Origin of the sequence: Streptomyces sp. NPDC018610 (assembly GCF_044391765.1) — a bacterium.
Taxonomy (GTDB): Bacteria; Actinomycetota; Actinomycetes; order Streptomycetales; family Streptomycetaceae; genus Streptomyces.
On sequence record NZ_JBISAL010000004.1, the window covers coordinates 143,969 to 162,642 of the forward strand.

At 74.0% G+C, this 18,674-nt stretch carries 19 protein-coding genes and 1 pseudogene; 10 read left to right on the forward strand and 10 right to left on the reverse strand.

What is annotated here, in order from left to right; translation table 11 throughout:
• Positions 1-463 precede the first annotated feature (463 nt).
• Positions 464-1,468: a phosphatase PAP2 family protein gene (locus ACH5A8_RS12500; RefSeq protein WP_399000885.1), complete on the forward strand. Its 1,005-nt coding sequence runs from the start codon at positions 464-466 to the stop codon at positions 1,466-1,468.
• A gap of 108 nt (positions 1,469-1,576) precedes the next feature.
• Here the strand turns inward: ACH5A8_RS12500 and folE are convergent, their stop codons facing one another.
• Complete coding sequence (gene folE, locus ACH5A8_RS12505; protein WP_399000887.1) at positions 1,577-2,236, reverse strand: GTP cyclohydrolase I FolE; 660 nt, start codon at positions 2,234-2,236, stop codon at positions 1,577-1,579.
• Positions 2,237-2,356: 120 nt separating this feature from the next.
• Here folE and ACH5A8_RS12510 point away from each other — a divergent pair, with 120 nt between their 5' ends.
• From ACH5A8_RS12510 to ACH5A8_RS12520, 3 genes are all read left to right on the forward strand, one after another.
• Complete coding sequence (locus ACH5A8_RS12510; protein ID WP_399000889.1) at positions 2,357-3,109, forward strand: helix-turn-helix transcriptional regulator; 753 nt, start codon at positions 2,357-2,359, stop codon at positions 3,107-3,109.
• A 185-nt stretch (positions 3,110-3,294) separates the two neighbouring features.
• The gene (locus ACH5A8_RS12515) at positions 3,295-3,864 is read left to right on the forward strand and encodes a DoxX family protein (RefSeq protein ID WP_399000891.1); all 570 of its coding nucleotides are present in this window, start codon (positions 3,295-3,297) and stop codon (positions 3,862-3,864) included.
• A gap of 99 nt (positions 3,865-3,963) precedes the next feature.
• Entirely contained in the window at positions 3,964-6,180 is a 2,217-nt protein-coding gene (locus tag ACH5A8_RS12520; RefSeq protein WP_399000893.1) for an FUSC family protein, read from the forward strand.
• A 263-nt stretch (positions 6,181-6,443) separates the two neighbouring features.
• On the opposite strand, the pseudogene ACH5A8_RS12525 reads toward ACH5A8_RS12520, so the two are convergent.
• The 4 genes and pseudogenes from ACH5A8_RS12525 to ACH5A8_RS12540 form a co-directional block, all read right to left on the reverse strand.
• A pseudogene (locus tag ACH5A8_RS12525) lies at positions 6,444-6,764 on the reverse strand (nucleoside deaminase); the annotation flags it as partial.
• Positions 6,765-6,774: 10 nt separating this feature from the next.
• Positions 6,775-7,275 (reverse strand): nucleoside deaminase, encoded by a 501-nt coding sequence (locus tag ACH5A8_RS12530; protein ID WP_399000895.1) that lies wholly within the window; start codon positions 7,273-7,275, stop codon positions 6,775-6,777.
• A 137-nt stretch (positions 7,276-7,412) separates the two neighbouring features.
• Positions 7,413-7,883, reverse strand: coding sequence for a cyanase (gene cynS / locus ACH5A8_RS12535; protein WP_399000898.1), 471 nt, complete (start codon positions 7,881-7,883; stop codon positions 7,413-7,415).
• 104 nt (positions 7,884-7,987) lie between these two features.
• Complete coding sequence (locus tag ACH5A8_RS12540) at positions 7,988-8,581, reverse strand: carbonic anhydrase (RefSeq protein WP_399000900.1); 594 nt, start codon at positions 8,579-8,581, stop codon at positions 7,988-7,990.
• Positions 8,582-8,705: 124 nt separating this feature from the next.
• Between ACH5A8_RS12540 and cynR the strand changes: the two genes are divergently transcribed.
• Positions 8,706-9,617, forward strand: a complete 912-nt coding sequence (gene cynR / locus ACH5A8_RS12545; protein ID WP_399000903.1) for a transcriptional regulator CynR — start codon at positions 8,706-8,708, stop codon at positions 9,615-9,617.
• A 204-nt stretch (positions 9,618-9,821) separates the two neighbouring features.
• Positions 9,822-10,235 (forward strand): hypothetical protein, encoded by a 414-nt coding sequence (locus ACH5A8_RS12550; protein WP_399000904.1) that lies wholly within the window; start codon positions 9,822-9,824, stop codon positions 10,233-10,235.
• 248 nt (positions 10,236-10,483) lie between these two features.
• Here the strand turns inward: ACH5A8_RS12550 and ACH5A8_RS12555 are convergent, their stop codons facing one another.
• Positions 10,484-11,263 carry a VOC family protein gene (locus tag ACH5A8_RS12555; protein ID WP_399000906.1) on the reverse strand — a complete coding sequence of 260 codons (780 nt, stop codon included), beginning with the start codon at positions 11,261-11,263 and terminating at the stop codon, positions 10,484-10,486.
• A gap of 276 nt (positions 11,264-11,539) precedes the next feature.
• On the opposite strand from ACH5A8_RS12555, the gene ACH5A8_RS12560 reads away from it, so the two are divergent.
• Positions 11,540-12,220 carry a class I SAM-dependent methyltransferase gene (locus tag ACH5A8_RS12560; RefSeq protein WP_399000909.1) on the forward strand — a complete coding sequence of 227 codons (681 nt, stop codon included), beginning with the start codon at positions 11,540-11,542 and terminating at the stop codon, positions 12,218-12,220.
• 51 nt (positions 12,221-12,271) lie between these two features.
• Here ACH5A8_RS12560 and ACH5A8_RS12565 read toward each other — a convergent pair whose 3' ends face one another.
• Genes ACH5A8_RS12565 through ACH5A8_RS12580 form a run of 4 tightly spaced genes read right to left on the reverse strand, consistent with a single transcriptional unit; the run spans position 12,272 to position 16,368 of the window.
• The gene (locus ACH5A8_RS12565; protein ID WP_399000911.1) at positions 12,272-13,087 is read right to left on the reverse strand and encodes an ABC transporter permease; all 816 of its coding nucleotides are present in this window, start codon (positions 13,085-13,087) and stop codon (positions 12,272-12,274) included.
• A 33-nt stretch (positions 13,088-13,120) separates the two neighbouring features.
• Positions 13,121-14,029 carry an ABC transporter permease gene (locus tag ACH5A8_RS12570; RefSeq protein ID WP_399000913.1) on the reverse strand — a complete coding sequence of 303 codons (909 nt, stop codon included), beginning with the start codon at positions 14,027-14,029 and terminating at the stop codon, positions 13,121-13,123.
• Positions 14,030-14,032: 3 nt separating this feature from the next.
• Positions 14,033-15,226: an ABC transporter substrate-binding protein gene (locus ACH5A8_RS12575; protein ID WP_399000915.1), complete on the reverse strand. Its 1,194-nt coding sequence runs from the start codon at positions 15,224-15,226 to the stop codon at positions 14,033-14,035.
• A gap of 29 nt (positions 15,227-15,255) precedes the next feature.
• Positions 15,256-16,368, reverse strand: a complete 1,113-nt coding sequence (locus tag ACH5A8_RS12580; RefSeq protein WP_399000917.1) for an ABC transporter ATP-binding protein — start codon at positions 16,366-16,368, stop codon at positions 15,256-15,258.
• Positions 16,369-16,626: 258 nt separating this feature from the next.
• Between ACH5A8_RS12580 and ACH5A8_RS12585 the strand changes: the two genes are divergently transcribed.
• From ACH5A8_RS12585 to ACH5A8_RS12595, 3 genes are all read left to right on the forward strand, one after another.
• Positions 16,627-17,370: a FadR/GntR family transcriptional regulator gene (locus ACH5A8_RS12585; protein WP_399001492.1), complete on the forward strand. Its 744-nt coding sequence runs from the start codon at positions 16,627-16,629 to the stop codon at positions 17,368-17,370.
• A gap of 101 nt (positions 17,371-17,471) precedes the next feature.
• Positions 17,472-18,269: a cache domain-containing protein gene (locus ACH5A8_RS12590; RefSeq protein WP_399000919.1), complete on the forward strand. Its 798-nt coding sequence runs from the start codon at positions 17,472-17,474 to the stop codon at positions 18,267-18,269.
• 97 nt (positions 18,270-18,366) lie between these two features.
• Positions 18,367-18,513, forward strand: a complete 147-nt coding sequence (locus ACH5A8_RS12595; protein WP_399000920.1) for a hypothetical protein — start codon at positions 18,367-18,369, stop codon at positions 18,511-18,513.
• Positions 18,514-18,674: the final 161 nt, after the last annotated feature.

Below are 18,674 nucleotides of genomic sequence, written 5' to 3' on the forward strand. Positions count from 1 at the left end.
GAACTGGGGAAGGGGAGCGATCCAGCGGATCGGGCGGAGGGAATCCGGCGACGACCGGCCGCGAGGCGACCGACCGGGCCCCGGACGCCCGAACCCGTATCACTGTCCTGCCGGAGCCCGCCCGCCGTCCGAGAAGGAAGCAGACTCCAACCGGGTGAGTGAAGGAACGCTCGTGTGTTCACAGAGCGCCCCGCTCGTCGTGCGCGCCCGTCCCCGCGGCCTCCCCCGTGCGCTTCTCGGCCGGTTTCGGCGCCCCGGACGCGGCGTTCCCGCCCTGGCGGCCGCCCGCCCACATCGCGCGCCGCAGGCAGCCGAGCACACACGGTGACATAGGATCTGCGTCCGCGGCGAGGTGCGCCTCCAGGGCGCGGCCGAGGCGGTCCGGGCCGGCGCGACTTCGCGACGCCCCCGGTCACCCCCGTGTCGACACCCGTCCGTGCGGCGTGCACAGAAGGGAGCGAGCGTGGCGACACCCGGTCTTCGGCACCGCTTCGCGAGGTACCCGCTCGACGGGCGGATCCCGCGTCCATGGGCCGCCACCCGCGGCGGGAGCGGAATCGGCTCGGCCGTTCGCCTGCTGGATCCCAAAGAAGCGGCCGCACTGCCCTTCGTCGCCCTCGTGGCCGTGCTCGCCGTGAGCCGACCGTCCGCGGTGACGAACTCGGACTCCCTTGCCGCGCTCGCCCTCTCCCTGACGCTGGTCGCGGTGTGGTGCGGCATGGCGGTCCGGCTGCCCGCCTGGCACGGTCCGCGGCCGCACTGGTGCCGCCGGGTCCGCGACCTGATCGCGGTGACGTCGTGCCTGGCCGTCTATCCCAGCCTGCGCTGGGCGGTGCCGATGGTGCATCCGGGACACTACGACCGCGTGCTGGCGGCGACGGACCGGTGGCTGTTCGCCGACCGTGACCCGGTGCCCGTGCTCGACCACCTGGTCAGCCCGGTCGCGACGGCCGTGATGGCTCTCGCCTACGCCTGCGAGTGGGTTCCGCTGCTCGCGCTGGGCGGGTTCCTGTGGGCCCGACGCCGCGACCGGGAGTGGTCGGACCTGCTGCTCGGGCTGGTCTTCGTCCAGTGCCTGGGATACGTCGGGTACTTCGCGCTGCCCGCGGTGGGCCCCTGGTACGGGCTGGCCGACCGGTTCACCGTCCCGCTGGGCGACGTGCTCGGGATCAGGAGCTACTACCTGGAGCACAGCACCGACGTGGACGCCTTCCCCAGTCTGCACGTCGCGACGATCATCCTGATGGCGCTCTTCGCCTGGCGGGACTGCCGCGGACTCTTCTGGCTGACGTCCCCGCTGCTCGTCGTCGTCCCCGCGTCGACGCTGTACCTGCGGTGGCACTACGTGACGGACCTGGTCACCGGACTAGCGGTGGCCGTGGTCGCGCGGGTGGCGGCCCCGAGCGTCAACAGGGCGTGGGACGCGGCGCGGCGAGCGGCTGCGCCCCGCTCGTCGGGGAGCGGCTGACCGGGCGGGCGCGCCGTCGCGCGTCCGCCGGAGCGCGCGCCGGTGCCCTCCGGGAGAGCGCGCCCGGCGCACGGTCCGTGCGCGCCGCGGTCTCCTCGGGCAGGCGGGTCAGGAGACGGTGGTGCCGGTCAGGGCGAGGAACTCGCCGCGGGAGCGGGCGTCGGACCGGAGCCGGCCGAGCAGGGTGGAGGTCATCGTGGTGGAACCGGTGGCCTGGACGCCGCGCAGGGTCATGCAGGCGTGCTCGGCCTCGATCACCACGCCGACCCCCTTGGGCTCCAGATGGGTCTGCAGCCAGTCGGCGACCTGCTTGGTCAGGCGTTCCTGGACCTGTGGGCGGCAGGCGAAGTGCTCGACGACGCGGGCCAGCTTCGACAGGCCCAGGATGCGGGCGCCGGGCAGGTAGCCGACGTGGGCGGTGCCGACGAACGGCAGCAGATGGTGCTCGCACACGGACCGGACGGGGATGCGGCGCGCCAGGACGAGTTCGTCGTAGCCCTCGTCGTTGGCGAAGGTGGTCAGGTCGAAGGGGCGGGGACTGAACAGTTCGGCGTAGGCGCGGGCCATGCGGCCCGGTGTTCCCCGCAGGCTCTCGGAGGCGGTGGAGATGCCGAGGGCGTGGAGGAACCGGCCGGCCGCCTCCTCGGCCGCGGCCAGGTCGATCCCGTCGGGCTCGTGCACCACCCGCAGGGCGGGCCGTGCCGGCGCCGTGACCTCCTCGGCGTGCGTGTCCGTCCGGGCGGTGGCGTGGTACGGGTACTCGCTCATCTCGGCCTCCTCCGATTTCACTAACGATTCTTGGTCTTATTGCCGGCGAGCGTCAAGGGGCGCGGGACACAGGGCCGAGCGACCCCTTGCGCCCATGCCGGTGAGGGTTATCTTGGTGTCGTGGCTTCCGAACGGGCAGCGTCGGCCGACGCGGTCGGCAGCGCCATCGACTCCGTCAGCGTCCTGGGCGAGGACTCACGCCGGCGCATGTTCACCTTCATCCGCCGGGCAGGGCGCGCCGTCACCCGTGACGAGGCCGCCGCCAGCGTCGGCATCTCCCGCAAGCTCGCCGCCTTCCACCTCGACAAGCTCGTCGACGCCGGCCTCCTGCGGGCCCATTACGAGACGCCCGGCGGGATCCGTAAGGTCGGCAGACGGCCGAAGGTGTACGAGCCCACCGACGCCCAGATCACCGTGAGCATCCCCGACCGGCGTCATGAACTCCTCGCCGACCTCCTCCTCGACGCCGTCCTGACCGAGGAGGCCGGTGAGAACGCCACCCAGGCGGCCATGCGCAGCGCACGGGAGCGCGGCCGGCGGCTGGGCGAAGCCGCACGGCAGGAGATCCGCCCCGGGCGCATGGGCCCCGAGCGCGGGCTGACCGTTTGCGAGGCCCTGCTCGACCAGTACGGCTACGAACCCGTCCGGGAGGCCCCCACCCGGCTGCGGCTGCGCAACTGCCCGTTCCATCCCCTGGCCGCGAAGGCCCCCGACCTGGTGTGCGGCATGAACCAGGCCTTCCTCGGCGGCTGCCTCAGCGGCCTGCAGGTCAACGGAATCCAGGCGCTCCTGGCGCCCCAGCCCGGCGCGTGCTGCGTACGGCTGGGCCCGGACGACACCGATCGCGATGACCGGATGCCCCAGGACCACTGACACGGCGTCGGCCGCCCGCGCCCGCGGACCACCGCCCCGGCCCACCCTGCCCGCACGCGGCGAGAAGTCCAGGTGGCACGGGGCCGTATCCGCCGTCCGGCGGGGGCCTCGCCCGTCACCGGTGCTCGACGTCCCGTCGAGCTGGGGGAAACGCCCGTTCCCGGCGTCCCGACCGGAGTACCGCCATGTCGACCAAACGCCTTCTCACCCTTCCCCTCTCCACCACTCATGTTCCATCCGCTCACGTCTCGTCCGAGGAAGCGGTGGCGCCCGCGACCGCCGCCGACTTCGGGCTGTTGCTCATCAGGCTGACCTTCGGCCTGCTGATGGCCGCGCACGGGGCCCAGAAGCTCTTCGGACTCTTCGGGGGCCCGGGCCTGACGACGACCGGCAAGGGGTTCGCCGCCCTGGGCTATCACCCGGGGAAGCTCTTCGCCGTGATCGGGGGCCTGTCCGAGTCGCTCGGCGGTCTCGGTCTCGCCCTCGGCCTGTTCACACCGCTGGCGGCCGCCGCGCTGATCGGTGTCATGATCAACGCGATGGTGACGGTCACCGGCGCCCACGGCCTGTGGGAGACGGACGGCGGCGTCGAGTACAGCGTCTGCATCGCCGTCGTCGCCCTGGCCGTCGCGGCCACCGGCCCCGGCCGGCTGGCCGCCGACCGGTTCCTCCCCTGGGGGAGCGGCGGCTGGAAACCGGCCGGCTTCGCCCTCGGCCTCGGCGGCCTCGCCGCCGCCGTCACGCTCGCCCTCTGACCGAGGCGCCCGCGCCCCCGCTCCGCCCAGGGCGCCGGGCGCGAGCGGCGTGTGCCCCGCGGAAGTGCCGGGCACACGCCGCTGCGTGATCCTGGAGGGGTGTTCGGTGTCCCAGCCGGTCGGATCCCCCGGGACTACATCGCCCCGGGGCGGGCCGCGGTACGGATCACCCTCGTCGTCACGGGCGGCTTCTACCTGTTCCGCTACGGCTTCGACCGCCCCGTCGCGGCGACCTACGCCCTCTTCGGCGCCATCGCGCTGGGCGGACTGTCGAAGATCCCCGGCACCGGGCGGCAGCGGGCCCGGACCATCGTGCGCCTGCTGCCGGCGAGCTGGGTGCTCGTGGCGGCCGGCACCTGGCTGTCCGTGCGGACCTGGAGCGCCGTCGTCGGCATGCTGGTCGTCGGCTTCGTCCTCGCCTTCTCCGCCGTCGGAGGGCCCCGCCGGGCCGGGGCGGCGCCGGGCCTGCAACTCCTCTACATCCTGCCGTCCTTCCCGCCCTACGACCCCGCGACGCTCGGCGAACGCCTCACCGGGACGACCGCCGGGCTGGTCCTGCTCGCCGCGTCCGAGGCGCTGCTCTTCACCGACCCCGACCCGCCGTCCTACCGGGAACGGGCCGCGGCCGCCGCACTGAGCGCCGCGCGCTTCGCGACCCTCCTCGCGGCGCCGCCGTACGCCCTGGGCGCCGCCGCCGCCGAGGAGGCCCGGCAGACCGGCCAGGCCCTGCGCTCCCTGAACGTGCCGGAGGCGGAGCGCCCGGCCGGCCCCGGGGTCCACGACCGCGCCCTGGCCCAGACCGGACTGGCCACCCGGGCCCTGCTCAGCAGGCTGACGCTGCTGCCCGTCACCGCCTGCCGCCCGCCCGTGCCCTGCGTGAAGGAGGTGCTGAACGCGGTGGCCGCGCTCGCCACGGCGACCGCGAGCTGCCTGGGGTCGGGTCCGTCGCCCACGACGGCCTACGAGGAACTGGCCGACGCCCGCGCCCACTTGGCGTCCCTCGCGGCCGGCCCGGATCCGGAGGCGGCCACGGTGCCCGCGGCCGGGCCGGACTTCCCGCCCGCCGTACTGCGCGAACACGCCGCCGTGCTGGACGTCGCGGACGCCACGCTCGCCATGGCCATGGCGGCCGACATCGCCGTACGCGGCCGGAGGACCGCCCTGGAGGTGCCCGCGAACCGCTTCTGGTACGCCAGGGTCCGGCTCCCGGCCCTGTGGTGGCACCGGGCGTGCGGCCACGCCGGGCGCCGGTCGGTGTTCTTCCAGAACGCGGTCCGTCTCGCCCTGGCCCTGACCGCGGCCCGCCTCGTGGCAGGCGTGGACACGCTGTCGCACGGCTTCTGGGCGACGCTGGCCGCCCTCACCCTCACCCGGACCACTCTGGACGAGACCCGCAGCACCGTCCGCCGCGCGCTCACGGGCACGCTGGCCGGCGCCCTGGTGACCGCGGGAATCCTCACCCTGGTGGGCACCCACACCGTCGTGTACGCCGCCGTGCTGCCGATGGTGATGCTGTGCGCCTTCACCGTGGGACCGGTCAAGGGCGTCGGCTGGTCCCAGGGCATGTTCACCGTGCTGGTGGCCCTGGTCTTCGCCCAACTGGCGGCGACGACCTGGCGGCTGGCGGAGGTCCGGCTGCTGGACGTGCTGGTCGGCAGCGCGATCGGCATGGTCTGCGGCCTGCTGGCCTGGCCCCGCGGCGCACACGACGAGCTGCGCCGCGTCACCGCCGAACTCATGCGCCGCGCCGCCGAGATCGTCGTGGCGACCAGCGCCTCGGTGGCGGGCGGCGCGGGCACGGACGCGTCCCCCGCCGCGCCCGGCCACCGGTCGCTGCACCACGAACTGGTCCTCGCCGAGTCCGCGTACGCCCAGTACCAGAGCGAACCGGCCACCTTCGCGGGACGCGGGGGCCGGCCGGCGTCGCCCGTGGTGGACTGGCAGGCGACGCTGATGGCCGCCCATCACACCCTGTGGGGCTCCGCCCGCCTGGTGGAGCCGCCCCGGACGGAGCTCGGTCCGGCGGCGGCCGAGTCGGTCGGCGCCCTGGGGGACCGCGTCGCCGGGCGGATGCTCCAGGTCTCCGCGGCCCTGGACCCCGGCGGCGACACCCCGACCGCACCGGTGCCGCTGATCGACCCCTCCCTCGCGGAGGACACCGCGCAGCCGCCGGGCGCACCCCGCCTGTACTACGCGACGACGTCCTGGCTCGCCTCGCTGATGACCGACCTGACCCGCATCGCCGGCGCCGGCGGCGGGGACGACGGGGCGTCCGGCGCCACAGGACCACGGCATCCGCTCCCGAGGGAACCATGAGCCCTCGGTCGTCCCGGCCCCCGCTGCGCCCGCCCGGTTCCCGAAGGGGTCCAGCACGTTCCGGCGCCCGGCCTCAGGCGCCGGCCTGAGCCGACCCGTGCGTGGAAGTCGCGGTGCAGCGCGCGCACCCGGCCGGCCAGGGCCGGGACCGGTCCGCGCACCTCCAGACCGGGCACCAGGTCGTGGATCGGCGGGCAGCGCACCGGGGACGGCGGCACGCCCAGCTCGGTCGGCCACTGCGCCGACTGGGCGGCCGAGTGAGCGTAGACGACGGGGCCGAGGCCGGCCCAGCCGTGCGCGGCGGCGCACATGGGGCAGTGCTCCCGGGAGGGGTGGACGGCGGCCGCCGCCCGCTCTCGCGGGGTGAGGTGTTCCGTGGCCCAGCGGACCGGTGTGAACTCCGGGTGCCGGGTCCTGTCGTCGAGCGTGCGCACCCGGTTGCGGTCCTCCGCCGGGATCCGCCCGTCGGGACCGACGAGGACCGAGCCGAACGGCTCGTCCCCGGCCCGCAGTGCTTCGGCCGCCAGTTCGACGGCACGCTCCAGGAACGGCAGTTCGGCGGCGGTCGGCACGGTGGGACCCATGGTCGCCCCCTCAGTTCGCGGTGGGCACGCCGGCGACCCGGCGTTCGCCGCCGTTGTGCTCCTGCCAGCGCCGGTAGACGTCGACCGCGTCCTCGCGGGGCTCGTGCCGCATCGGCAGCCGGCGCTCGTCCCAGTTCTTGGCGAACTCGTCGTAGAAGGTGTCGAGCTCGAAGTACTTGCGGTCGTCGACGTAGTGCGGTTCGTAGGCGTCGCGGGTGGTGAGGAAGACGACCTCGTCGGGCGAGCAGTAGTACAGCGCGCCCAGGCACATCGGGCAGGGGTGGGCCAGGACGTAGATCGTGGCGCCGACGAGGTGTTCGGTGCCGAGGGCGGTGCACGCCGCACGGATGGCGAGGATCTCGGCGTGCGCGGTGGGATCGTCGGTCTGGGCGACCCGGTTCGGGCTCTCGGCGAGGATCTCGCCGTCCTTGACGACGACGGTGGCGAACGGACGGCCGCCCTCGTCCACGTTGCGGCGGGCGATGTCGATGGTGTGCTGCGCGAAGTCCATCACACGTGTCTCTCGGTGAAGCGGGCGGGCGAGGGGGCGGGCCGGCGGAGTCGACCGCCGGTTCGCCCCCGCGCGCCGGCCCGGTGGTGGGATGCGGGGCCGGACGGTGCGATCCCGCGTCGGGGAAGGCCCCGCGGTCAGAAGGGCTGGGTGGGGAGGTACTTGCCGTCCAGGGTGATGACCGCCCGCTCGCCGCCCTCGGGGTCGGCGACCTTCTTCACGTCCAGCCTGAAGTTGATCGCGGAGATGATGCCGTCGCCGAACTGTTCGTGCACCAGCGCCTTGAGCGTGGTTCCGTACACCTGGAGCATCTCGTAGAAGCGGTAGATGGTCGGGTCGGTGGGGACGCCGCCGGGGACGGATCCCCGGGTCGGGATCGTCCGGAGCAGGGCCACCGCGTCGGCGTCCAGCTCCAGCAGCTCGCCGACGGCCTGTGCGGCCGGCTCGGGCAGGGCGTGCTGGCCGAGCACGGCGGCGGTGGTGAAGGCCACCGACAGGCCGGCCGCGTCCGCGATCCGCTGCCAGCTCAGGTCCTTGCGGATCTTGGCCTCGACGGCGGTCACGGCGAGGGCCTGCCGGGCGGCGGGGTCGAACTGTGCGTGCACCATGAGAGGTGTTTCCTTCCTGGGTTCAAGAGTGGGGGAACATCCGGTCCGCTGCCGCACGGCGGGGACCGGGACGAGGGGCGCGGCCAGGGGACCGGGCCCGGAGGTCAGGCCGCGGACGTGTTGACCTCGGGGACGGCGCCGAGGGTCTCGACGCCGCCGCCGGCGATGTCGTAGACCCAACCGTGCAGCGCGAGGGTGCGCTCGGCCAGACCGCGGGCGACCGGGGGATGGGTCGCCAGGTTCGCCAGCTGGGCGAGCACGTTGTGCCGCACCAGCGCCGCGACGTCCCCGGACGCGGCGGTACGGGCCCGCGAGGCGTCGGCGTGCCGCAGCCACCGGGCGAGCGCAGGCACACCGCTGAGGTCGTGCGCCCGGGCCAGTGCCGTCATGGCGCCGCAGCCGGAGTGCCCGCACACCACGATGTCGGACACCCCGAGCACGGCGACGGCGTATTCGACGGCGGCCGTCACGGCGTCGGGGACCGGCGCGTGGGCCGGCACCAGGTTGCCCGCGGTGCGCACGACGAACAGCTCACCCGGCTCGCTCGCCGTGATCAGCTCGGGGACCACCCGGGCGTCGGAGCAGCCGATGAACAGCGTGTGCGGGCCGTGGTGCTCGGCGAGCCGGGCGAACAGGTCCGCCTTGGCGGGATGGACCTCCCGCTGGTAACGCCTGACGCCCTCGGCGAGGTCGCGCATGGGTCACTTCCTTCCGGTGGGTTTCCGGCCCGTCGGACCGATGCGTCCACCTTGCATGACCTGCGTCTATAGAGTCCAAGACGCCTTGGGCATGACTCCCATCGCTCACATCTATAGTTGCGCCATGACTCCGGAGCTGCGTCATCTGCGTTATCTGCTCGCCGTCGCCGACCACGGCAGCTTCACTCGCGCCGCGGAGGACCTGCGCATCTCCCAGCCGACCCTTTCCCAGCAGGTCAGGCAGCTGGAGCGGACGGTGGGCGCGCAGCTCCTCGACCGCACCGCCCGCCGGGTGCGGCTCACCGACGCCGGCGAGACCTACGCGCGCCACGCCCGCCGCGCCCTGCGGGACCTTGCGGCCGGACAGCGCGCCCTGCGGGACGTCCAGGACCTCTCCCGAGGTCATCTGCGCCTGGCCGTGACGCCGACGTTCACCGCGTATCTGGTCGGTCCCCTGGTCGCCGAGCTGTACGACCGCCACCCGGGCGTCACCCTGAACGTCATGGAGATGCCCCAGGACCGCATCGAGTCGGCCCTGCTCGCCGACGACATCGACCTGGGCATCGCCTTCGCCGGCGCCCACCTGCCCGGCGTCGACGCCGCGACGCTGTTCACGGAGACCCTGAGCCTCGTCACCGGCGCGCGCCGCCCCGAGGACGGCCCACCCCGGCCGCTGCCCGTCGAGGAACTGGCGGAGCGGCAACTCGCGCTGCTCAGCGGCGACTTCGCCACCCGGGGCCACATCGACGCGCACTTCGCGGCCCACCGCGTGCAGCCGCGCATCGCGGTGGAGGCCAACTCCGTGCAGGCCCTCGTCGAGATCGTCCGGCGCACCCCGATCGCCACCGTGCTGCCTGACGCCGTGACCCACGACCACCTCCGTCTCGTCCCCGTCCCCCTCGAACCCGCACTGCCCGCCCGCACCGTCACCCTGCTGCGTCGCCGCGGCGGCTACGAGAGCGCCGCGGCACGTGCCTTCACCGACCTCGCCCGCGAGCTCGTCCAGGCCCGCGGCTACACCGACGCCCGGCCGTGACACGCCGGACGCGCGGACACACGTGTCACACGCCGGACGGCTTCGGACGGACACCGGCGCGTGTTCCGAAACGGTGACATTTCCGAGGCAACGACCGCCGTGCACGAACTGTCTTCCTTCGCGAAAGTCCGCCGGACCGGCCGGGAGCCTGACCAGTCCCGCCCGGCCCGGCGGTCGACTCACCGATCCCGGGAGAGGGAAACCATGAACAAGCGTGATCGCCGTACGGCACTGCGGGGGACGGTCATCGGCGCGGTGGCGGCGGCCACCGTCGGACTCGCGGCGGCCGGTGCCTGGGCGAAGTCCGACATCTCCTTCACGGCGGGCCCGCACACCGTGCGCCTCGGCTCGTCCGTCCACCTCGCCGGAAACGGCACGGACGACAACTCCACCTACAACAGGTTCTGCGTGCAGGAACGCTCCGGCACGGGCAAGTGGGTGACGCTGCGGTGCTCGAGCGGCGGGTACAACGGCGGCGGCAGCCTCAAGTTCTCGGTGCGCCCGGCGCACCGCGGCCAGTGGCAGTTCCGCGGTGTGCTCACCGAGGCGTCGTCCCGGACGTCCCGGCACACCTCGATCCACCAGGTCTCCCCGACGGCGACCGTCCGGGTCCGCTGACCAGCCGTCCGGTTCGATCGTCCGACTCACCCGTCCTACCCGCCCGCGGCACACCGGAGTACGGCTGACGCGGACCGGCTCCAGGGTCTCTCGTCCGGATCAGGCCGGGCCAGGGAGCGGGGCCTGGGCCCGCGAGCCCGGCGTGATCCGAACGAGAGGCCCTGAAGGGCGCGGCCCGCGCATGCGGCCGCGCCCCGGGGACGTGGGCCGTCCGGCGCCCATGGCCCGGGAGCGGGACGAGCGGGCGTCTACAGGGGAGCCGGCTTGATCATCGCGAACGGGGCGCCCTGCGGGTCGGCGACCACGGTCATCCGGCCGGCCATCATGTCGAACGGCGGTGCGAGGACCGTGCCGTCGCGCTTGACCAGGGCGTCGACGGCGGAGTCGACGTCGTCGACCGCGAAGTAGGTCAGCCAGTGCGCCGGGGTGCCGGGCGGATCGTCGGCGAGCAGGGTGACGCCGCCGACCGCGCGGCCGCCCACCCGGAGTTCCCAGTAGGCGTCCGCGCCGTCGAGCGGTTCGATCTCGATGCCGAACACCTCGCCGTAGAAGGCGGTGGCGGCGGGCACGTCGCTGGTGTGCAGCTCGTTCCACGTCAGCGCACCCGCCTCGTTGACCACCCGCGCGCCGGAGAACTCGCCCGGCTGCCAGACGCCGAACACCGCGCCCTGGGGATCGGCGGCGATCAGCATCCGGCCGAGGTTCCCGACGTCCATCACCGGGACCAGCACCGTGCCGCCGGCGACGGCGATCGCCTCCTGGACCGCCTCGGCGTCCGCACCGGCCAGGTAGCTCGTCCAGACCGTCGGCGGCGCCGGCATCCCCTCCGGGGCCATCGCCGGGCCGATGCCGGCGGCGGCCCTGCCGCGGAGCTCGCAGACCGCGTACCCGCCGAACTCGGCCGGACCGGGCTGCCCCTGCCAGCCGAACAGATCACGGTAGAAATCCAGCGCGGCCTGCTGGTCCTTCGCCATCAGATCGACCCAGCACGGGATACCGGTCGCGTACGGAGCGGTGACTTCGACCATCCTTCGTCCTTCCACAAGGTGTGCCGGCCACCCTTGCCCGGCGAGGCGGCGCACCACCGCCCGACACGCCGCCGGCCCCGTCGCGGTCAGGCGGGTGGACGGACGGCTTCCGCGATGCCGGCGGCTTCCCGCGAGCGAGGGGGCGGCGCTCCGACTCCACGAACCGCGGCCCCTCACCTCCGGCCCGCGTACGGCGGCCGCTCGCCCGCGCAGGCGTTCTTGCCGAACCGGCAACACAGGTGGCGCGACCGGGAGACCATGGGCGACGGTGAGCCCGTGACCGAGAAGACGACAGAGGACTCGCCCGCGCCCGACGCCCCCCGGCCCGCCGACGGCTACGCCGGAGACCCGGCGGTGCGGGCCGAATGGGACAAGCGGTACGCCGAGCGGCGACAACTGTGGAGCGGCCGGCCCAACGGCGCGCTCGTGGCCGAAGTCGCCGGACTGACACCCGGGCGGGTGCTCGACGTCGGCTGCGGCGAGGGCGCGGACGCCGTCTGGCTCGCACGCACCGGCTGGGACGTGACCGCGCTCGAGGTCTCGGGCGTGGCGCTCCAACGGGCGGCCGGGCACGCCCGGGACGCCGGCGTCACCGTCCGCTGGATCCACGCCGCACTGACCCGGGCGCCCCTCCCGCCGGCCGCCTTCGACCTCGTCTCCGCCCAGTACCCGGCCCTGCTGCGCACCCCCGACGCCGCGGCCGAACGAGCACTGCTCGCGGCCGTCGCGCCCGGCGGCGTGCTGCTGCTCGTGCACCACGCGGGGATGGACACCCGTCAGGCCGACGACAGCGGGTTCGACCCGGCCGACTACGTGTGGCCCTCGATGGTCGCCGCTCTGCTCGACGACGACTGGGAGGTCGAGGTGAACGAGCAGCGGCCGCGCGTGGCGCCCGACGGCGGCGCGGGCGCCCACCACACCGACGACCTGGTGCTGCGCGCCCGCCGGCTGCGCTGAGTTCTCGATGCGGCGCCGGGCACGGCCGCGGGCGGGCGCGCCCGCCCGCGGTCACCCGCGGCTGTCCGTCGCCGTGTCCGACGACAGCCGCTGGGCGAGGTGGATCGGAACGACGGACAGCAGGACGAGGACCGCCGCGACCACGTTGACCACCGGCGCCTGCTGCGGCCGGGTCATGTTGCCGTAGATCCACACGGGCAGGGTCTCCACCCCGGGCCCGGCGGTGAACGTGGTCACCACGATCTCGTCGAAGGACAGGGCGAAGGCCAGCAGCCCGCCCGCCCACAGCGCCGAACGCACCAGCGGGAAGGTGACGTCGGCGAAGGCGCGGAAGGTGTGGGCGCCGAGATCCATCGCCGCCTCCTCGTACGAGGGCGAGGTGCGGCGCAGCCGGGCGACGACGTTGTTGAAGACGATCACGATGCAGAAGGTCGCGTGACCGATGACGACCGTGAACAGGCCGAGCCCGACCCCGAGCGGTTTCAGCACCGTGGAGAAGGCGGAGTTGAGGGCGATGCCGGTGACGATGCCGGGCAGCGCGATGGGCAGGATCACCACGAAGGAGATCGCGTCGCGGCCGAAGAAGCGGTGCCGGGCGACCGCGAACGCGATGAGCGTGCCCAGGACCAGGGCGATCGCGGTGGCGCCGAGACCGGCCCTCACCGACGTCCACAGCGCGCCGCGGGCGCCGGAGTTCTCCCAGGCCACGGACCACCAGTGCAGGGTCAGGCCGGGCGGCGGCCAGCTCGCGCTGCGGTCCGGGTTGAGCGAGTTGACCAGGACCAGCAGGAGCGGGACGTAGATCACCGCGAAGCCGAGGGCGGCGGCGGTGCGCAGGGCGATGCGCGTGCCGCGGGTGAGCCGCATGCGGGGGACCCCCTGGGGACTCGGTGGAGCCGGTCAGAGACTGCTGAGGGCGCCGGTGCGGCGTATCGCCAGCAGGTAGAGCACGATGACGACGACGGGGACCGTGCCGAGGGCCGCGGCCATGGGCAGGTTCAGCTCGATGTCGGAGTAGACGAGATTGCCGATCAGCTGGGTCTTGCCGCCGACGATCTGCACGGTGATGTAGTCGCCGAGGCTGAGCGAGAAGGTGAAGACCGAGCCGGCGGCGACGGACGGCAGCACCAGCGGCAGGACGACCGACCGGAAGGTGCGGCCGGGCCGCGCGCCCAGGTCGGCCGATGCGTCGAGCAGCCCGTCGGGCAGCTGCCGCAGCGCGGTGTGAACGGGCAGGATCATGTACGGCAGCCACAGGTAGGTGAGGGTGAGCACGGCCGCCGGGAGCCCGAACCCAGGGCCGCTGAGTCCGAACGGCCTCAGCATCCAGTCGGCGAGCCCGCCCTGGGACAGGATCAGCCGCCAGGCGTACACCTTGACCAGGTAACTGGCCCACAGCGGCGTCAGGATGGCCACCACCAGCAGCGGACGCCACCGGGGCCGCGCCACGCGCGCGGTGTAGAACGCGAGCGGGAAGGCGATCACCGCGCACAGGACGGTGACCGCCAGGGCCACGCCGACACTGCGCACGATCACCTGGCGGTAGACGGGTGTGGTCAGCAGCGCGTGGAAGTTGTCGGCCGACCAGACCCGGACGACCGCCGAGGTGAAGGAGTCCGTGGTCCAGAACGCGGAGACGAACAGCACGCCCAGCGAGCCGAGGTAGAGCACGGCCAGCCACAGCAGCGGGGCGGCCAGCAGGAGGGCGAGCCTGAGGCGGGGGCGGCGGTGCAGCGCCCCGGCCGTGCGCCGCGGCAGCCCCGGGGGTCTGCGTCCGGCGCTCGGGCCGGCCTGGGCGGTGGCGGTCACGGCTCAGCCCTTGATCTCGGTCCAGGCCTGAACCCACTTCGCGTACGGGACGCACTTCACGTCCCTGCGGCCGTCCAGGCACTGCTCGATGGGCGTGTTCCAGAAGGCGATCCGCTTCCAGTAGGCGGTGTCGGCGGCGTGGTAGGTGGCGCAGAAGTTCTTGTCGCTCGTCAGCGCGCAGGCCTTCGCGTTGGCGGGGGCCTCGCCGAAGTACTCGGCGACCTGGGCGTTGACCTTCGGCGAGACGATCCAGTCGAGCCACTTGTAGGCGCAGTCGGGGTGCTCGGCCTTGGCGGAGACCATCCAGGTGTCGGACCAGCCGGTCGATCCCTCCTTCGGCACGGACGCCGCGACCTTCGCACCCTCGGAGGCGGCGAGGTTGGCGATGACCTGCCAGGTGGTGCCGATCACCGAGTCGCCGCTCTTGAAGGCGGAGACCTCCTTCAGGTAGTCGCTCCAGTACTCGCCCACCGACGCGTTCTGCTTCTTCAGCAGGGCCACGGCGGCGTCGAACTGCCTCTGGTCGAGGGCGTAGGGATCCTTGATCCCCAACTCGGGCCTGGTGGCCTTCAGATACAGGGCCGCGTCGGCGATGTAGATGGGCGAGTCGTAGGCGGTGACGTGCCCCTTGTACGCGGCGGCGCCGTCGAAGACGGCGGACCAGGAGGTGGGCGCCGGTTTCACCTTCTCGGTGTCGTACATCAGCAGGTTGGCGCCGCGGCCGTGCGGGATGCCGTACGCCGTGCCCTTGACGGAGTTCCAGGGCTGCTTCTTCAGATCGGGGAAGACGTCACGGTAGTTGGGGACGAGGTCCGTGTTGACCGGGGCGGCGTCGCCGGAGGCGATCAGGCGCAGGGAGGCGTCCCCGGAGGCCGACACGGCGTCGTAGTCACCGGTCTTCATCAGCTTGACCATCTCGTCGGAGCTGGCCGCGACCTTGGAGCGCACCCGGCAGCCGGTCTTCTTCTCGAAGCCGCCGACCCAGTCGGCCTTGGGGTCGTTGGAGCCGTCCTCGACGTAACCGGCCCAGGCGATCAGGTCGACCTCGCCCTCGCCCTCGCCGAGATGGGACGGAGCCTTGAGGTCGGGCGGGTTGAGGCCGCCGGACGGGGAGCCGCCGCCGGAGGATCCGCAGGCGGTGGCGGCGAGCAGCAGCGCGGCGGTGGCCGCCGCTCGAAGGGTTCGGGTGAGGCGCACGGCGTGACTCCCAACGGGAAGGGGACGGTTCAGCGGGCGTCGGGGACCTGGGCGGTGCCGGGGGGCTCGGCGGGCGCGGGGATCTCGTCGGCGCCCGGACGGAGGGCGGCGGCGTCGGGTATCCGGACGGCGTGGCGGCGGCGCCAGGCCAGGCGCACCCGGGTCCCGCGGTAGGCCGCGACGTCCTCGGCCGAGGTCTCCAGGTTCTGCTGCAGCGCGGTGAGGCGGCCCCCGGCGTCGAGGTCCACCAGGAAGCGGGTGGAGTCGCCCAGGTAGACGACCTCGGCGACGGTGCCCGCGGCGGAGACGACCCCGGGCTCGTCGGCCGCGGCGGACTCCTTCAGGACGCGGATCTTCTCCGGCCGGACGCTGTGGGTGGCCTCCTCCCCGAGGACGCGCCGGGCCGACTCGCCGCGCAGCAGGTTGGAGGCGCCGACGAAGGAGGCCACGAAGGGGGTGGCCGGACGTTCGTAGATCTCGGCGGGGGAGCCGACCTGTTCGAGGCGGCCCTGGTGGAAGACGGCGATGCGGTCGCTCATCGTCAGGGCCTCCTCCTGGTCGTGGGTGACGAAGACGAACGTGATGCCGACCTCGCGCTGGAGCGCCTTGAGTTCCAGCTGCATCCGCTCGCGCAGCTTGAGGTCGAGCGCGCCGAGCGGTTCGTCGAGCAGCAGGACGCGGGGGCGGCCCACGAGGGCCCGGGCGAGGGCGACCCGCTGACGCTGGCCGCCGGAGAGCTGGGCGGGGCGCCGGGCGCCGTAGCCGTCGAGGCGTACGCCGGCGAGCGCCTCCCGGACGCGGGCCGGCCGCTCGGAGCGCGGCACCTTGCGGACCTTCAGCGCGTAGGCGACGTTCTGCTCGACCGTCATGTGCGGGAAGAGGGCGTAGTCCTGGAAGACGGTGTGGACGTCCCGCTCGAAGGGCGCGAGGCGCGTGACGTCCTGGCCGGCGAGTTCGACGCGCCCCGCGGTGGGCGTCTCGAAGCCCGCGATCAGGCGCAGCACCGTGGTCTTGCCCGACCCGGACGGGCCGAGCATGGAGAAGAACTCCCCGTCCCGGATCTCCAGGTCGACGCCGGCCACGGCCACCGTCTCCGAGAACGTCTTGCGCAGACCCTGCAACCGGACGGCACTTCCCTCCATACGGGAACCCTTCTGACGCTCACGGACGTTGAACGAAAACCTATGAACCCATAGTTCAAATCTCAAGACCGCCTCCGGGCAAAGCTTGGGTCAACCGGCAGGGTGGAGACCGTGGAACGACGACACACCAGGAGTGGGCCCGTGAGCCCCGGCGGCGGCGCGGACGCCGCGGACGGCATACGCCGCGGCGGCGCGGACGGCACGGCCGGCCTACGCGAGGGCGACGCGGACGGGACGCACCGTGGCGACACGGACGGCATACGCGGCGGCGGGCGCGGCGGTCTCGGCGCGCACGGGGCGGTGTTCGCCCCGGTGGAGCGGCGGGCACGGGTGGACACGGTGGTCAGCAGGATCGGCGACGCCATAGAACTCGGCCTGCTCGCCGACGGGGAGCAACTGCCCGGGGAGAGCGAGCTGGCCGGCCGGCTCGGCGTCTCCACCGTGACCCTGCGGGAGGCGCTGATGGCGCTGCGGCAGCAGGGCCTGGTCACCACCCGCCGCGGACGTGGCGGCGGCAGCTTCGTCTCCCGGCCCGAGGCACCCGAGCAGCAGCGGCTGTTGGACCGGCTGCGCGACTGGAGCAGTACGGAGCTGCGCGATCTCGGCGATCACTGGGCCGCGCTGTCGGGGACGGCGGCGCGGCTCGCCGCCGACCGCACGGAACCCGGCGACCTGCGCCGACTGGAGCGGACGGCCGAGGAGTTGGCGGGCGCCGCGGACGGGGCGGCGCACAGCCGGGTGTACGGGCGGTTCCACGTGGAGCTGGCCGCCGCCGCGCAGTCCGCCCGGCTCACGCGGGCCCAGGTGGCGCTGCAGACCGAGATCGGGGCGCTGTTGTGTCTCGTGCTCGGCGACGACGCATATCGTGAAGAAGTCGCGGACCTGCACCGCGCCGTCGTCCGCGCCGTGCAGGATGGTGCCCCTGATCCGGCCCGGACACTGGCCGAGCGGTGCGTCGAGGAGTCGGCGGGACGGCTCGCCGCCCTGCGGCTGACCCTCTAGCGCCGCGGCAGGCGACGTTCGCGCGACGGGGCGAACGTCGCCGGCGCGGCACTGGGACGCGGCGCCCCGGCCGGCCGGGCCCGTCCGTTGGAGGGGGCGCCATGGACCCGAGCCCGGCACTCGCCACATCGCCGGTGGCACCCGGCGCGCCGACCCCGGCGCCGCTCACCGCCGAGCGGGTGGCCGAGGAGGTGGGCCGCGTGCTGGAGGCCGTGTTCGAGACGGTGGCCGAGATCCGCTCCGACACGGCGGCGCTGCTGGCACGGGTGCGTGCCGAGGGGCGGAGCCCCGTCGGCGCGGACCTGGCGGCGCTGCGGCCCGCACTGCATCTCAGGCTGACCCGACAGGAGTTGGTCTCGGGCGTCGGCTTCATCGCGGCGCCGGGACTGCTGGGCGACGTGCCGGCGTGGCTGGAGTGGTGGCAGAGCACCGCCTCGGGAGACGTCCGGCCGCTGCTGCCCGACCTGGACCCGGGCCGGTCCGCCTACGCGGACTACACGCACTGGGACTGGTTCACGCTCCCCCGGGACACCGGACGGCGTGCGGTGGCCGGGCCGTACGTCGACTACCTCTGCTCCGACCAGTACAGCCTGACGCTCTCCGCACCGGTACGGGTGGCGGGCCGCTTCGCGGGGGTCGCCGCGGCCGACGTGTACCTACGGGACTTCGAGGCGGCCGTGCTGCCCCTGCTGCGCCGCCTGCCCGCGCCGGCGCACCTGGTCAACGCCCGAGGACGGGTGGCCGCCTCCGCCGACCCCGCCCATCTGGCCGGATCCCTCACCCGGGGGCCCGACTTCGCGGCCGTGCTGGAGGGGGCCGCCCGGCCCGCCGGATCGGCCCCGGCGGCACTGCTGCCCTGCGCGGGCGTGCCGCTGGTGCTCGTGCGGGGCGGTGGGTGAGCCGCGGCCCGGCGCGGGCGGCGGTCGGTCACGGGCGTCCGCCGGCCGTTCCCGCGCGGCACGTCGTCCGCCCCGTCCGCACCGGGGGGCGCCCGCCATGAAAAAAGCCCCCCTGGGCCGGACCCAGAGGGGCGTAGAGCTGCATCGGACAGCCGACCTGACGGCCTGCCTGTTCGAGGATCGCACCCCGCTGCGACTGGCCGAACTGCCGGAGCGCGGGATCGACGCCTCCACGCGGCCCTGACACCACGCCGGCCGGACGGCGGTCCGAGGTCGGGGGCGGCGGCGCGGCCGACGCCAGGGAGGAGGCGGAGTACTCCGACCGGACGCCCGGAAGGCGGATCCTGGGCGCGGCGGGGCGCCGTCCCGGCCCCGACCGCCTCCCGGTGTGGAATACGTATCGCT